Origin of the sequence: Streptomyces sporangiiformans, assembly GCF_005768555.2 — a bacterium.
GTDB lineage: Bacteria > Actinomycetota > Actinomycetes > Streptomycetales > Streptomycetaceae > Streptomyces > Streptomyces sporangiiformans.
The window spans coordinates 30,012-44,507 of the sequence record NZ_VCHX02000340.1 but is presented as its reverse complement, the minus strand read 5'-3'; the positions used below and the strand labels follow the sequence as shown (position 1 = coordinate 44,507).

Annotated in this window: 11 protein-coding genes; 5 read left to right on the top strand and 6 right to left on the bottom strand. The window is 71.8% G+C overall.

Going from position 1 to position 14,496, the window contains the following annotated elements; genetic code table 11:
* Positions 1–154 precede the first annotated feature (154 nt).
* Together FGD71_RS43465 and FGD71_RS43460 are read left to right on the top strand one after the other, a co-directional pair.
* Complete coding sequence (locus tag FGD71_RS43465) at positions 155–1,750, top strand: alkaline phosphatase D family protein (protein ID WP_119106114.1); 1,596 nt, start codon at positions 155–157, stop codon at positions 1,748–1,750.
* A gap of 261 nt (positions 1,751–2,011) precedes the next feature.
* Complete coding sequence (locus tag FGD71_RS43460) at positions 2,012–3,442, top strand: GNAT family N-acetyltransferase (protein WP_119106113.1); 1,431 nt, start codon at positions 2,012–2,014, stop codon at positions 3,440–3,442.
* Positions 3,443–3,547: 105 nt separating this feature from the next.
* Here the strand turns inward: FGD71_RS43460 and FGD71_RS43455 are convergent, their stop codons facing one another.
* Positions 3,548–4,816: a trans-sulfuration enzyme family protein gene (locus FGD71_RS43455; protein WP_420878401.1), complete on the bottom strand. Its 1,269-nt coding sequence runs from the start codon at positions 4,814–4,816 to the stop codon at positions 3,548–3,550.
* 60 nt (positions 4,817–4,876) lie between these two features.
* Here FGD71_RS43455 and FGD71_RS43450 point away from each other — a divergent pair, with 60 nt between their 5' ends.
* Together FGD71_RS43450 and FGD71_RS43445 are read left to right on the top strand one after the other, a co-directional pair.
* Complete coding sequence (locus FGD71_RS43450; RefSeq protein ID WP_119106112.1) at positions 4,877–5,368, top strand: Lrp/AsnC family transcriptional regulator; 492 nt, start codon at positions 4,877–4,879, stop codon at positions 5,366–5,368.
* Positions 5,369–5,460: 92 nt separating this feature from the next.
* A complete protein-coding gene (locus FGD71_RS43445) occupies positions 5,461–7,152 on the top strand; it encodes a DUF885 domain-containing protein (RefSeq protein WP_119106111.1) in 1,692 nt (563 codons plus the stop codon).
* Between the two features lie 75 nt (positions 7,153–7,227).
* On the opposite strand, the gene FGD71_RS43440 is transcribed toward FGD71_RS43445, so the two are convergent.
* The 3 genes from FGD71_RS43440 to FGD71_RS43430 all read right to left on the bottom strand — a co-directional run bounded on the left by FGD71_RS43440 (position 7,228) and on the right by FGD71_RS43430 (position 9,290).
* The gene (locus FGD71_RS43440) at positions 7,228–8,076 is read right to left on the bottom strand and encodes an SDR family oxidoreductase (protein ID WP_119106120.1); all 849 of its coding nucleotides are present in this window, start codon (positions 8,074–8,076) and stop codon (positions 7,228–7,230) included.
* Positions 8,077–8,162: 86 nt separating this feature from the next.
* A complete protein-coding gene (locus FGD71_RS43435; protein ID WP_119106110.1) occupies positions 8,163–8,678 on the bottom strand; it encodes an immunity 21 family protein in 516 nt (171 codons plus the stop codon).
* Between the two features lie 51 nt (positions 8,679–8,729).
* Entirely contained in the window at positions 8,730–9,290 is a 561-nt protein-coding gene (locus FGD71_RS43430; protein ID WP_119106109.1) for a rhodanese-like domain-containing protein, read from the bottom strand.
* 95 nt (positions 9,291–9,385) lie between these two features.
* Here FGD71_RS43430 and FGD71_RS43425 point away from each other — a divergent pair, with 95 nt between their 5' ends.
* Positions 9,386–9,832: an Lrp/AsnC family transcriptional regulator gene (locus FGD71_RS43425; protein WP_119106119.1), complete on the top strand. Its 447-nt coding sequence runs from the start codon at positions 9,386–9,388 to the stop codon at positions 9,830–9,832.
* Here the strand turns inward: FGD71_RS43425 and FGD71_RS43420 are convergent.
* Positions 9,826–12,822: an AAA family ATPase gene (locus FGD71_RS43420; RefSeq protein ID WP_119106108.1), complete on the bottom strand. Its 2,997-nt coding sequence runs from the start codon at positions 12,820–12,822 to the stop codon at positions 9,826–9,828. The two genes, FGD71_RS43425 and FGD71_RS43420, sit on opposite strands and share 7 nt — an antisense overlap.
* Complete coding sequence (locus FGD71_RS43415; RefSeq protein WP_119106107.1) at positions 12,819–13,982, bottom strand: exonuclease SbcCD subunit D; 1,164 nt, start codon at positions 13,980–13,982, stop codon at positions 12,819–12,821. The genes FGD71_RS43420 and FGD71_RS43415 overlap by 4 nt, the downstream gene beginning before the upstream one ends.
* Between the last annotated feature and the right edge of the window lie 514 nt (positions 13,983–14,496).

Here is a 14,496-nt window from a genome sequence, read left to right as displayed (position 1 = left end):
GGAGCCCCAGAAGGATGGGACGGGTAGGGGCGGCGGGGGCGAAAAAGCGCGTGTGTGACTGCGGATAGTTGTTCACTTGTGGTTTGCGTGTGCGCTGCGGCGCACCAGTAGTTGTGGCACTGCACACTGGCCGGACCGTCCCAGGAGGCGCTTCATGTCACACCGTCCGCCGAGCCCGCTCCCCGCCCGCCGCAGCGTGCTGCGCGGCTCGCTCGCCGCGTCGGCGGCACTCGCCCTGCCGGCCGCGGTCGGCGCGGCCCCGGCGTTCTCCCTGTCCGGACGGCCGAAGGCCGGATGGGGCGTACAGACCGGAGACGTGACCGCGCACTCCGGTCTGGTGTGGGTGCGCTCGGACCGGCCGGCGCGGATGGTCGTGGAGACCTCCGCGACCGAGTCGTTCCGCAACCCGCGCAGATGGCAAGGACCGATCCTGGGCGCGGACACGGATTTCACGGGCACCACCCGGCTGCGCGGACTGCCCGCGGGCGAGCAGATCCACTACCGCGTCCTGCTCGCCGACCCGGACGACCCACGCCGCACCGGCGAGCCGGTGACCGGCACCTTCCGTACGGCGCCCCTGCGACGGCGCGACGGGGTGCGCTTCCTGTGGTCGGGCGACCTCGCGGGCCAGGGCTGGGGCATCAACCCGGACCTCGGCGGCTACCGGATCTTCGACGCGATGGCCGCGCTCGACCCGGACTTCTTCCTGTGCAGCGGCGACAACGTCTACTCCGACGGCCCCATTGCGGCGACCGCGCCCCTGCCCGACGGCAGCACCTGGCGGAACATCACCACCGAGGAGAAGTCCAAGGTCGCCGAGACCCTGGCCGAGTTCCGGGGCAACTTCCGCTACAACCTGCTGGACGAGAACCTCCGGCGCTTCAACGCCCAGGTCCCGTCGGTCGTCCAGTGGGACGACCACGAGGTGCGCAACAACTGGTACCCGGGGCAAGTGATCGCCGACACGGACACCCGCTACACCGAGAAGAGCGTGGACGTCCTGAGCGCCCGCGCGCTCCGCGCGTTCAGCGAGTACTACCCGGTCTCCACGCTGCGGCCCGGCGCGCGGGACGGCCGGATGTACCGGGTCCTGCGGCACGGTCCGCTGCTCGACGTCTTCGTCCTCGACATGCGGACGTACCGCAACGCCAACTCCCCCGGCACCCAGACCACCGATCCACAGGGCATCCTCGGCGCGGAGCAACTGGCGTGGCTCAAGGGGGAGCTGGCGCGGTCGCGTGCGGTGTGGAAGGTGATCGCGTCGGACATGCCGCTCGGTCTGGTCGTGCCGGACACCACCGAGGGGAAGAAGCACATCGAGGCGGTGGCCCAGGGTGACCCGGGCGCGCCGCTGGGGCGCGAACTGCAGATCGCCGAGCTGCTGCGGTTCATCAAGCACAGCAAGATCACGGGCACGGTGTGGCTGACCGCCGACGTGCACTACACCTCGGCCCAGCACTACCAGCCGTCACGGGCCGCCTTCACCGACTTCGAGCCGTTCTGGGAGTTCGTCTCCGGGCCCCTGAACGCGGGCGCCTTCCCTGCGAACGCGCTGGACAACACCTTCGGCCCGGAGCGGACGTTCGTGAAGGCGCCGACCACCGCCAACGTCTCGCCCGCCGGGGGTTACCAGTTCTTCGGCGAGGTCGACATCGACGGCGGCAGCGGGGAGCTGACGGTCCGTCTGCGCGAGCAGGACGGCAGCGTGCTCTACACGAAGGTGTTGCAGCCTGGGCGCGTGGGACAGTAGCTCGCGTACTCTCGGGCGGCATGCCGCGCGCCGGAGTCATCCCACGGCGCGCGGCACGTGTGCCGGCACGTGCGTGGGCACACGCGGCACGTGCGTCGGCCCGAGCAACCGGGACTCCCCGGGTCGGAAGAGATCTGTCGGCACCCGATCGGCCGACGCCAAAGAGCCGCGAAAACAGCTCCAAAGGGAGCAAAACCACTCTTAACCGATCAGTCACAAAGCGTTCGTGATCACGCAACACCTTTCCCTCACAGTGGTTGCATGACTCCTGAGATGTCCGATGTGACACGTACGAAGAACGGACGCCCGGTCCACCACTGGCGCCGGGACCTTGTCGAACTGGCCGCGCTGTTCACGGCGGTGGCGGTCGCGGACGTGGTGGCGAACCTGATCGGGCACGGTCCCGACGGCCCTGCCCTGCTCCTGATCTCGGCGGTCGCCATGGCCGCCACGGCGGGCTTCCACACATGGTGGTCACGACGCCGCGGTCACGCCCCGCCGGCGGACCATACCGGCGCCCGGCCGTCCGCCGAATCGCGGCAGGCCGGGCCGATCGAGACAGCCCCTGCGCTGCCCGAGGCCGTGACCGCGGAGGCCGTCCTCTGGCGGATGCGGACCACCGTGCGCGACGAGCCGGGCACGCTGGCCGCGCTGTGCACGGCGCTCGCGGGGCGGCAGGTCGACATCCTGAGCCTGCAGACGCATCCGCTGGCGGAAGGCACCGTGGACGAGTTCCTGCTGCGCGCCCCTGCGGCGGTGACGGCGTCCGAGGTCACCCGGGCGGTCGCGCAGGCAGGCGGCGCCCAGACCTGGATCGAGCGGGCCGACACGCACGACCTGGTGGACGCGCCCACCCGCATCCTGGGCCTGGCGACCCGCACGGCGCTGGACGCGGCGGAACTGCCGCTGGCGCTGCGCCAGTTGCTGGGGCGGTGCACCATCCGTTCGCTGCCCGCCGCGTCCGTGAGCGCCGGTCACGCCGACGAGGGAGTACCCGTCGAGGGGGCTCTTGAGGACACCGTGATGCGGCTGCGTGCGCCGGAGGGCGAAGTGATCACGGTGGAGCGGCCGTATCTGCCGTTCACGCCCGCCGAGTTCGCGCGGGCCCGAGCGCTGGTCGAACTGGACACCCGGCTCGGTCCGCGCGTCCCCGGCAACCATGACCTGCTGACCCTGCCTCAGGGCAAGGCCATCACCGTGCGCCGGGCCGACACCGGCGACCTCGAAGCGGCGAAGGACATGCACGAGCGGTGCTCCTCGCGGACGCTGAACCTCCGCTACCACGGCCCCGTCGGTGACGCCGACCGCTATCTGAACCACCTCCTCAGCCCCCGCTTCGGCCGGACACTCGCCGTGGAGACCGCACAGGGGCGCATCGTCGGACTCGGCCATCTCCTGTGGGACGGCGACGAGACGGAGGTCGCGCTGCTGATCGAGGACGAGTGGCAGCGGCGCGGCATCGGCGGGGAACTGCTCGGCCGGCTCGTGACCATGGCCGTCGAAGCCGGCTGCGACAGCGTGTACGCCGTCACGCAGTCCTCCAACACGGGCATGGTCGCCGCCATGCGCGGCCTTGACCTCCCTCTCGACTACCAGATCGAGGAGGGCACCCTGGTCATCACGGCCCGCTTGGACGTGACTCCGGTGAGCTCACGACTCCCGTACGACCACGAGCAGTCCGTGCGGGACTAGCACCCACCAGGAGCGCGTGACGCCCAACCGCACATCCGACACCACGCGGTGCCGCCGGCCTGTCGGCGGCACCGCGTGGTGCTGTCCGAGGACAGGCTGAAAAACTCAATCGCACTTCAGGTCAAGGAGATTACTGCCCCTCGTACGAACCCCGCTCCCCCGCCGCGTCCCCAGCGCCCCGTCCAGGTCGCGCCACAGATCCTCGACGTCCTCCAGCCCCACCGACAGCCGCAGCAGTCGGTCGCTCACGCCGGACGTCCGTCGGTCCTCCGCGTCCACGATGCGATGGCTGATCGAGGCCGGATGCTGGATCAGCGTGTCGACGCTGCCGAGGCTGACGGCCGGGGTGATGAGGCGCACCCCGGCGATCAGTTCGTGGGGATCGCCATGCACCTCGAAGGCGATCATGGCGCCGCCGAGCCGGGGATAGTGGACGCGGTCGACGCGTGGGTCGGCGGCGAGGCGGCGGGCCAGTTCCGCGGCGTTCGAGGACGCCGCACGGACCCGTACGGGCAGGGTCGACAGCCCGCGCAGCAGCAGATAGCCGGCCAGCGGATGCAGCACACCGCCCGTGGCGAACCGGACTTGGCGCAGCCGACGGGCGAACTCCTCGTCGCAGGCGACCACTCCGGCCATCACGTCACCGTGTCCGCCCAGATACTTGGTGGCGCTGTGCAGGACGAGCCGCGCGCCCTGCTCGACGGGCCGCTGCAGCACCGGTGTGGCGAAGGTGTTGTCCGCGAGCAGCGGCACGGTCCCGCAAGCGTGCGCGATCGCGCGCAGGTCGAGTTCGGCGAGCGTCGGGTTGGCCGGTGACTCGACCATCACCAGGCCGGTGTCCGGGCGCAGGGCGTCCGCGATACCCGCCGGATCGACCCAGGTCACCTCGGTGCCGAGCAGCCCGGCGGTCAACAGGTGGTCGCTGCACCCGTAGAGGGGCCGTACGGCCACGACATGGCGCAGGCCCATCGCGTTCCGTACGAGCAGTACGGCGCTCAGCGCGGCCATGCCGCTCGCGAAGGCGACCGCGCTCTCGGTGCCCTCCAGTCGCGCGAGCGCGGTCTCGAAACGGGCGACGGTCGGATTGCCGAGCCGGCCGTAGACCGGCGGCCCCTCCAACGAGGCGCCGTGCGCGGCGAAGGCGTCGATCCGGGCGGCCTCGTCGCGGCTGTCGTACGAGGGGTAGGTCGTGGACAGGTCGATCGGCGGCGCGTGCAGCCCCTGCCGGGCGAGGTCGTCCCGCCCGGCGTGCACGGCTTCCGTGGCCAGGGCCCTTACCTCGTCAGACGCGTCGTACGCATGGTGCACGTCGTACGCATGGTGCACGTCGTACGCATGGTGCGCCTCGTGGGCGTCGAAGTTGCCTGAGTCCATGTCCGTCAGCCTGAACACCGGCCGGGGATCGAGCGCAAAAGGCCGTGCTATGTTCGGGCCATGGCCGAATCCGTCGTACTCGATCCGGTGGATCTCCATCTTCTGCGGCTGCTGCAGAACGACGCACGGACCACTTACCGCGACCTCGCCGCGCAGGTCGGTGTCGCGCCCTCGACCTGCCTGGACCGGGTGACCCGGCTGCGCCGCTGCGGCATCATCCTCGGTCATCAGCTGCGGCTCGATCCGGCCAAGCTGGGGCGAGGCCTGGAGGCGCTGCTGTCGGTGCAGGTAAGGCCGCACCGGCGGGAGCTGGTCGGGCCGTTCGTGGAACGGATCCGGACGCTGCCCGAGTCCCGTACCGTCTTCCATCTCACCGGTCCCGACGACTACCTCGTCCATGTCGCGGTCGCGGACATGGCGGATCTCCAGCGACTGGTCCTCGACGAGTTCACCGCGCACCGTGAAGTGGCGCGCGTCGAGACACGGTTGATCTTCCAGCAGTGGGACTGCGGCCCCCTGCTGCCACCCGCGCCACGCACGGAGTCGGGCTGACCGCACGGCCGCGGCGGAATCCGGCTGCCCCTTCCCGCCAACGCCCCTGAATCCGGCTGACGCACACGGTCTCCCCGTATGAGGATGTCCGCATGTCAGACACGAAGAGCCCGCTGCCCCGCGAGGTCGCCGACGCCTATGTCGACGACCTCATCGCCCTCGACCCGGTCACCGGTACGTATCTCGGCGTGAAGGAGAGTTCCGGCAGGTTGCCCGACACCTCGCCCGCCGGGCAGGAGGCGCTCGCGGAGTTGGCGCGGACGACGCTCGCGCGGCTCGACGAGGCGGAGCGGCGGCCGGGGGCGGACCGTGACATCGAGCGCCGCTGCGCACGTCTGCTGCGCGAGCGGCTCACCGCCGAACTCGCCGTGCACGAGGCCGACGAGGGCCTGCGGGCCGTCGGCAACATGCACACGGCCGCGCACGCGGTCCGCGAGGTGTTCACCATTACGCCGACGGAGACGGACGAGGACTGGGGCGCGATCGCCCAGCGGCTGCGAGCGGTGCCCACGGCCCTCGCCGGCTACCGCGAGTCCCTCACGCTCGGCCTGGAGCGCAAGCTGTACGCGGGCCCGCGCCCCACCGCGACGTTCATCGAGCAGCTCGCCGAGTGGTCGGACACCGACGGTTCGGGCCGCGGCTGGTTCGAGGACTTCGCGTCGGCCGGACCCGAGTCCCTGCGCGCCGAACTCAACGACGCGGCCCGCGCGGCGACCGCGGCGGTCGTCGAGCTGCGCGACTGGATGCGCGACGTGTACGCGCCCGCGATCGAGGGCGCGCCGGACACGGTCGGCCGCGAGCGGTACGCCCGCTGGTCGCGCTACTTCAACGGTACGGACCTCGATCTGGACGAGGCGTACGCGTACGGCTGGGCCGAGTACCACCGGCTGCTCGCCGAGATGAAGCAGGAGGCCGAGAAGATCCTGCCCAGCGCCGAGACTCCGTGGGTCGCCCTCGCGCACCTCGACGAGCACGGGCGGCACATCGAGGGCGTCGACGAGGTCCGCGAGTGGCTGCAGGGCCTGATGGACCAGGCGATCGAGGCGCTCGACGGCACCCACTTCGAACTCGCCGAGCGGGTACGGAAGGTGGAGTCCCGCATCGCCCCGCCGGGCAGCGCGGCGGCCCCGTACTACACGGCGCCGTCGGAGGACTTCTCGCGCCCCGGCCGCACGTGGCTGCCGACGATGGGGCAGACCCGTTTCCCGGTGTACGACCTGGTGTCGACCTGGTACCACGAGGGCGTCCCCGGCCATCACCTCCAGCTGGCGCAGTGGGCGCATGTGGCCGGAAACCTCTCTCGCTACCAGGCCACCGTGGGCGGCGTCAGTGCCAACTGCGAGGGCTGGGCACTGTACGCGGAGCGGCTCATGGACGAACTCGGCTTCCTCACGGACGCCGAACAGCGGCTCGGTTATCTGGACGCGCAGATGATGCGCGCGGCCCGCGTCATCGTCGACATCGGCATGCACCTGGAGCTGGAGATCCCGGCGGACTCGCCCTTCCACCCGGGCGAGCGGTGGACTCCCGAGCTGGCTGAGGAGTTCTTCGGCGCGCACAGCAGCCGTCCGGCGGACTACGTGGAGAGCGAACTCACCCGCTACCTCTCCATCCCCGGCCAGGCCATCGGCTACAAGCTGGGCGAACGTGCCTGGCTGCTCGGCCGCGAGAACGCGAAGAAGCGCCACGGTGACGCCTTCGACGCGAAAGCCTGGCACATGGCGGCGCTGTCACAGGGTTCGCTGGGCCTGGACGACCTGGTGGACGAGTTGTCGCGGCTCTGATCGCCGGCCCGTACGGCGGCCGGCCGGTCCCGGTCCGACACCGGGACCGGCACCGCACCGGCACCGGCACCGGCTTCAGCCGCGCCGGAACCCGCCCTCCGAGTCGATGACCTGCCCGGTGACCCACTCCGCCTCGTCCGTCGCGAGCCACGCGATGAGACGGGCGGGGTCGTCGGGCATGCCCCAGCGGCCCGCCGGGAACATCGCCGCGATGCTCGCGTAGGCGTCGCCGGTCATGTAGTCCGTGTCCACGGGCCCCGGGTTGACGGTGTTCACGGTGATCGCGTGCTCGGCCAGGGTGGTTGACAGGGACCGGGTGATCGAGGCGAGAGAGCCCTTCTGGAGGGCGTACGCGATCTCGCCCGGCATCCCGCCCGCGATGTCCTGTCCGGAGGTCATCATCACGACCCGCCCGCCCGGCGTGCGGGGTGGCAAAGCGGCCCGCAGCCGGGCGTAGGCCTGCACGAGGAGAAGCACCGAGCGCGTGTCGACGGCCCAATGTGCGTCGAGCATCGTGGCGTCGATCGTGTCGAGGGTGCCGTCGGAGCCGCTCAGCGCGTGATTGGCGACGAGGATGTCGATCCGCCCGCCGAGCGCGTCCGCGGCCGAGGCGATCAACTCGGCCGGAGCAGCCGCGTCGGAGAGGTCCCCGGGCCCGTCGACGACCCGCGCCTCGGGATCGGCGCACGCCTCGCGCACCGCGGCGGCCACGTCCTCGGGACGGTCCGCGCCCCAGGGCATGGCCGCGTCGTGCGGCACATGGTGGTGGAGGTACAGGCTTGCTCCGTACGCGGCGAGACGACGGGCCACGGCGTACCCGATGCCTCCGCGTCTGCTGACCCCGGTGACGAGGGCGGTACGGCCGCGCAGGGGCAGGGGGTCGCGGCGCAGTGCTTCGGCGGTGGGGTGGGGGAGTTGGGGCATGGCGGCCATGATGGTGGAGCGTGCGCGTGTGTCGCATGTGATTTTCCGCGGCCCACCCGTGGCTTGCCGCCCGAACGAGCGAGTCGTCAGTGCGCGAGCCGCCGCAGTTGTACCAGCCCGAGCCATGTCTCGGGGCCCGGCTCCGCGTACGCCGCGCGGACCGCGTACCGTCCCGGATCAAGCGTGATCCGCAGATGCCCTGCCCTCCCGGCCTCGTTCCCGGGCCAGGCGGCGTCGAACAGGACCACCGTTCCGGGTATCTCCCAGTGCACCTCCCCCTCCCACGCCGCGGCGTCGAGGGCTGCCGGAACCCCGGCCAGCACTTCAACCTCGGACTCCGCGGCGCACCAGCGTACGAAGGTGTCGTGCTCGGGCAGATAGGCGGTCGCGCTGGGGTCGTCCCCGAGGACGAGGGCCGTGGCGTTGCCGACCGGGAGCAGACCGATGAACCCGTCCACGTCGCAGGCCCTGTCATAGTCGGTCGCCAGCTCGTCGCCGTCCGCCCCGGTCCAGAACGGCAACACCCCTTCCGGGATCGCTATCAGGGGCCCTCCGCCCGACTCCACCCACTCGACCGAACCATGATCCGCGTAACTCGCCATGCGGAGAAACTACACGCCCGGCGCACGGGCGCCTGCTGGTGCGCTACGAGGTCAGCAGCCGCAGTCCGCCGCGCCGACCGGTACCGTCGACGGGTCGGGCGCACGCCGCTCGCGCCCCTCCCAGGTCTCGAACTCGAAGCCCTCGCGCACCCAGTACTCGAAGCCGCCGAGCATCTCCTTGACCTGGAAGCCCAGTTCGGCGAGGGCGAGGGCGGCGCGGATCGCGCCGTTGCAGCCGGGGCTCCAGCAGTAGGTGACGACCGGTACGGCCTTGTCGAGAAGACCCTCGGCCTGTTCGGGGATGAGGTCGGTGGGCAGGTGGATCGCGCCGGGCACATGGCCCTGGTCCCAGGACTCGGTGGAGCGGCAGTCCAGGACGACGAAACCGGGGTCGCCGTCGGTGGCCAGCGCGGCGGCGACATCGGAGACGTCCGTGTGGAAGGCGAGGCTCGCGCCGAAATGGGCGGCGGCCGCGGCGGGCGATGCCGGGGCCACGCGCAGCACCGGGTTGACGACGGTGGTGATGCCGGTCGCGGCCTCGGTCGACGGGGCCGGTGCCGTCGCCTTCGCGTTCGTGGTTGTGGTTGTGGTTGTGGTTGTGGTTGTGGTCATGAGCAAGAATCTACGGCCGGTGACTCGCCGTCATGAAGGGGGAATCCCCGGCCTTGACCTTGATCGGCCGGGGCTTTCCCTGCTATTTCTCGGGCATGACCGCGTATTCCCCGGATGCCACCGACTGGCGCATCCTCGATGTCCTCCAGCGCGAGGGCCGCGCGAGCTTCGCCGAGCTGGCCCGGGCCGTCTCCATGTCCGCGAGCGCGGTCACCGAACGGGTGCGCCGCCTGGAGGAGGCAGGCGTCATCCAGGGGTACGCGGCCGTCGTCGCCCCGGAGAGTCTGGGTCTGCCGATCCTCGCGTTCGTGCGGCTGCGTTATCCGAACGCCAACTACAAGCCGTTCCACGATCTCGTCGCCGCTACCCCCGAGATCCTGGAGGCGCACCACGTCACGGGAGACGACTGCTTCGTCCTCAAGGTCACGGCACGCTCGATGCGTCACCTGGAGGAGGTGTCGGGCAAGATCAGCACGCTGGGCTCGTTGACCACGAACGTCGTGTACTCATCACCGCTGCCGCGTCGTCCGATCAGTCAATGACCCCGCTGCCGTACGGCCGACCCCGAGCGCCCCTTCACGACCTCCAGCTGGGCGTGGATCCGCCGCCGCAGGTCGGCGACGTGGCTGACGATGCCCACGCTGCGATCCCGCTCCCGCAGCGAGTCGAGGACGTCGAGCACCTCGTCGAGCGTCTGGTCGTCGAGGCTGCCGAATCCCTCGTCGATGAAGAGCGTGTCCAGACGGACGCCCCCCGCCTCATCGGTGACCACGTCGGCGAGGCCGAGGGCGAGGGCGAGCGACGCGAAGAACGTCTCGCCACCGGAGAGCGTCGCCGTGTCCCGCTCGCGACCGGTCCAGGCGTCGACGACATGCAGGCCGAGTCCGCTGCGGCCGCGGCCCGAGCGGTCGTCGGAGTGGACGAGGGTGTAGCGGCCGGACGACATCCGCTGGAGCCGCGCGGTGGCGGCGGCCGCGACCTGCTCCAGGCGGGCGGCGAGCACATAGGACTCCAGGCGCATCTTTCGCTCGTTGTCCGCGGAGGTGCCCGCCGCGAGGGTGGCGAGGCGCGCCACACGGTCGTACTCCTCGCGCAGCGGACCGAGTCGGCGCACCGACGCGGTCGCGCGGTGGGTCAGCCGGTCGAGTTCCGTACAGCGCCGGTCGGCCGCGTCACGCGCGGAAGCGGCCTCACGCACCCGCCGGGCGGCGTCGGAGGCGGCCTGCTCCGCCGCGGCGAGATCGACGGGCGGCCGCTGCGCGGCGGCTGCCGTGTCGGCCTCGGCGAGCACGGCCCGTACCGCCGCCGCCTCGTGCTGCCAGGCGTCGAGCCGCCGTTGAAGCTCACGATGGGCCGCGTCGTCGAGGAGGGCGGCTGCCGCGGCCTGCGGCGTGTCGAACCCGGCGCGGAAGGCCGCGTCGGCGAGTCGCGCGTCGGCGTCCTTGAGCCGCTGCGCGGTGTCCGCCGCGCCGCGTGCGGCGTCGGCTGCCTCGGTGAGCCGGCCGACCAGCCGCTCCAGCTCCGCCGCCCGTGCGGACACGCTGCCCGCCGTGCCCCGGGCCTGCGCCAACTCCTCCTCCAGCGCGGCCCCTTCACGGTCGAGCGTGTCCCTGCGCGTGGCGCGTGACGCGGCACGGACCGCGGCTTCCTGGTGGGCGGCGAGCCGCCGCTCGTGCTCGCGCTCGGCCTGTCTCAGTGCCTCAGTCGCCGCGTGGAGCCCGGAGGCGGCATCGCGCGCCTCGGCGTGTCGTCGCGTCAACTCCTCAGCCTGCTCGGCGAGTTGCGAGGTAGGGGCGTCGCCCGCCTCGGCCGTCGCGGCGGCCAGCGCCTCGCGCGCGACGCCGAGCTGCCGCTCGGCCTCGGCACGCTGCTCCTCGGCGCGTTGATACGCGGCGAGCGCGGTCTCCTCCGCCTGCTGGTCGACATGTCCGTCGATCTTCTGGGCGGGCGTGGGGTGTTCGGTGGCGCCGCAGACGGCACAGGGGCGGCCGTCCACGAGATGGGCGGCCAGCTCCGCCGCGATGTGCTGCAGGCGCTGTTCCTTGAGGTCGAGCCAGTGGGCGCGCGCGTCCGTGGCCCGCTCCCGCGCGGCGAGCACGCGCGCGTGGGCCTCGTCCGTGTCTCCGGCCAGCTGGTCGCGCAGCCGGGCGGCGGCCAGCCGTGCCTGGGCGGGCTCGCGCTGGACGGCGAGCTGTTCGGCGCGGTGAGCGCACTCCTGAGCGGATTCGATCCGGCCCTGGAGACCGGCTCGGGTCTCCTCCCAGGAGGCGAGCCAGCTCTCGGCGTCCTGGAGGACGTCGTCATCGGCGCGCTCCTGGCGCCCCAACGCGTCGCGCTCGGAGCCGAGTTCGGCCAGCCGACGCTCGGCTCGGCGAGCCGACTCCAAACCGCCCAGCTCTTCCGCGGCCTTTCGCGCGGCGGACGCGAGGCCCGCCGCGCCGGCGTCCACGAAGGTCTCCGGGAGCTGGGCACGCGCGTGTGCCTCTTCGGCGTCCGCGCGCCGGTGGTCGGCCTCGGCGGCATCACGCAGCCCCAGCGCCGGCGCCACGGCCTCGGCCTTGCGGGCGCGCTCCATCCGCGCCTCGGCCTCCCGGTGCGCCCCGGAGCGCTCCTCCAGGCGTGCGGCCCGCTCCCGTGCCTCGGCGAATCGGCTCTGCAGCCGCGCCACTTCGCGTACGTCGTCGAGGACACGATCCGCGGCGGCCTGCGCCGACTCGGCGGCGCTCTGGGCGTAGTGGGCGACGGTGAGCCGCTCCCGTGCCGTGCTGCGGGCGATCGCGGCCCAGGACAGCACGGACTCGGCCAGCCCCGGGTCTCCGGGGGCCAGGTCCGGCAGCGGGAGCTCCACGATGTCCCCGGCAGCCTGCTGCATGCGGTGGGCGTCGGCCAGTAACTCCGCGTCCCGGTCGCGTACTTGTGCCTCGGCGGCGCGCCGGCGCTCGGCCAGGCGCTGCTCGACGGCCGCGAAGCGGTGGGTGTCGAAGAGGCGGCCGAGGAGCCTGCCGCGGGCCTCGGCGTCGGCCCGCAAGAAGCGCGCGAAGTCGCCCTGGGGCAACAGCACGACCTGGCAGAACTGCTCGCGGCTCATGCCGAGCAGCTGGGTGATCTCCTCGCCTATCTCCTGGTGGGAGCGGCTGAGGTCCTTCCAGGACCCGGCGGACGCGTCGTACTCGCGCAGCCGGCTTTGGGCCTTGTCGGTCGTGGTGCCCGAGCCGCGCTTCTTGGGACGCTCCCACGGCGGCTGCCGGGTGAGTTCCAGCCGTCGCCCGGCGACGGTGAGTTCGAGGCAGACCTCGGTACGAGTGGCGGGCGCGGCGTGGTCGCTGCGCAGGGCCAGGCCCTGGCCGCTCTGGCGGGCGCCCGGTACCGACCCGTACAGCGCGTAGCAGACGGCGTCCAGGACCGAGGTCTTGCCCGCGCCGGTCGGACCGTGCAGCAGGAAGAGGCCGGCGGCCGACAGGTCGTCGAAATCGACCTCCTGGGCGCCGCCGAAGGGCCCGAACGCGGTGATACGCAGCCGGTGCAGCCTCATCGGGCCACCTCGCGGACGGTCTCGTCGGCGCGCACGGCGTCGAACGCGTCCTGGAGCACGGCCTGTTCCCGCGCGTCGGGCCCGGCGCCGCGCACATGGGCCACGAAGTCCTCCGCGATCTGCTGGTCGCTGCGCCCCGCGAGGCGCCGGGCGTACGAGACGTCGGGGTCGTCGGGTGCCCGCTCGGGGGCGAAGACGAGGCTGAGCGTGTGCGGGAAGCGTTCGGTGATGCGCGCCATCGGCTCGGCCGGTCGCACCGGGTCGGTGAGGGTGGCCTCGACCCACGCCTCCTCGTGCCGCGCCAGCTCCGGGTCGGCGAGCAGGTCCTCCAGCTGTCCCCGGACGCGAGCGAGGGCGCGCGGTACGGGGCAGTCGATCCGCTCGGCGTCGATCGTGCCGTCGGCGTCCAGGTCGATCAGCCACATGCTCTTGTGGTGGTCCGCCTCCGAAAAGGAGTACGGCAGGGGCGAGCCGGAGTAGCGCACGCGTTCGGTGATGGTCTGGCTGCCGTGCAGATGGCCGAGCGCGGCGTAGTCGACTCCGTCGAAGACCCCGGCCGGTACGGCGGCGACCCCGCCCACCGTGATGTCCCGCTCGCTGTCGCTGGCCTCGCCGCCGGTGACGAAGGCGTGCGCGAGGACGACGGAACGGGTGCCTCGCGCGCGCGTGGCGAGGTCGGCGCGGACCCGGTCCATCGCGGCCGCGAGCACCGCCTCATGACCGGCCTTCTCGACCCCGAACTCGTCCTTCACCAGCGCCGGTTCGAGATACGGCAGACCGTAGAAGGCCACGTCGCCGTGGGCGTCGCCCAGGACCACAGGGGTGGCGCACGACGACGGCTCGGTCCTCAGATGGATGCCCGCGCGGTCGATCAGGCCGGCCCCCACGCCCAGTCGGCGCGCCGAGTCGTGGTTCCCGGAGATCATCACTGTGGGGACACCGAGGTCGGCCAAGCGGTGCAGGGCGTCGTCGAAGAGCTCGACCGCGGCCAGCGGGGGCACCGCGCGGTCGTACACGTCTCCCGACACGACCACCGCGTCCACGCCGCGCTCACGCGCGGTCGTGACGAGGTGGCCGATGAACTCGGCCTGCGCTCCGAGCATGTTCACCCGGTGGAACGCCCGCCCGAGATGCCAGTCGGAAGTGTGCAGAATTCTCAAGTCGCCGCTCCGACCCGCATGTTTCCCCCTACTCCGCCCCGGGACCCAGCACCGAACCAGCACGGTCCTCGCTGTCAGCACCGACCACGCTAACGCCTGCCAGTACCTGATCCATCACGGACCTCAGTCTGCCACCCGCATCCGGCGTCAGACGACCATGGATGTCCGCAGTGATCTGGATGGTTGCATGACCAAGCCACCGCGATACTTCCAGGAGGGAGACGCCGCCCGCGATGGCACTGCTCGCAAAGAAATGGCACAGCGTGTGAGCAGTCCACGGCTCATCGCCATACCCGGCCTTCTGACAGAAGCCTTGAATTCGGTCCGATAGTTGGAGTCGAGTACTTCACCGCCATGATGGGCATGGAGGAGGTATCCGTCACGGCCGACGCCCTGCCGCTCAACATGCCGCTCGACTGCTGACCAAACAGAAGAGGCATAGGGACGTCACGCCACTCGCCCTCCTCGCGAGCCTTCAGCGGCGCCAATTCGGCCCTGTACCCGCCGGCCCGCT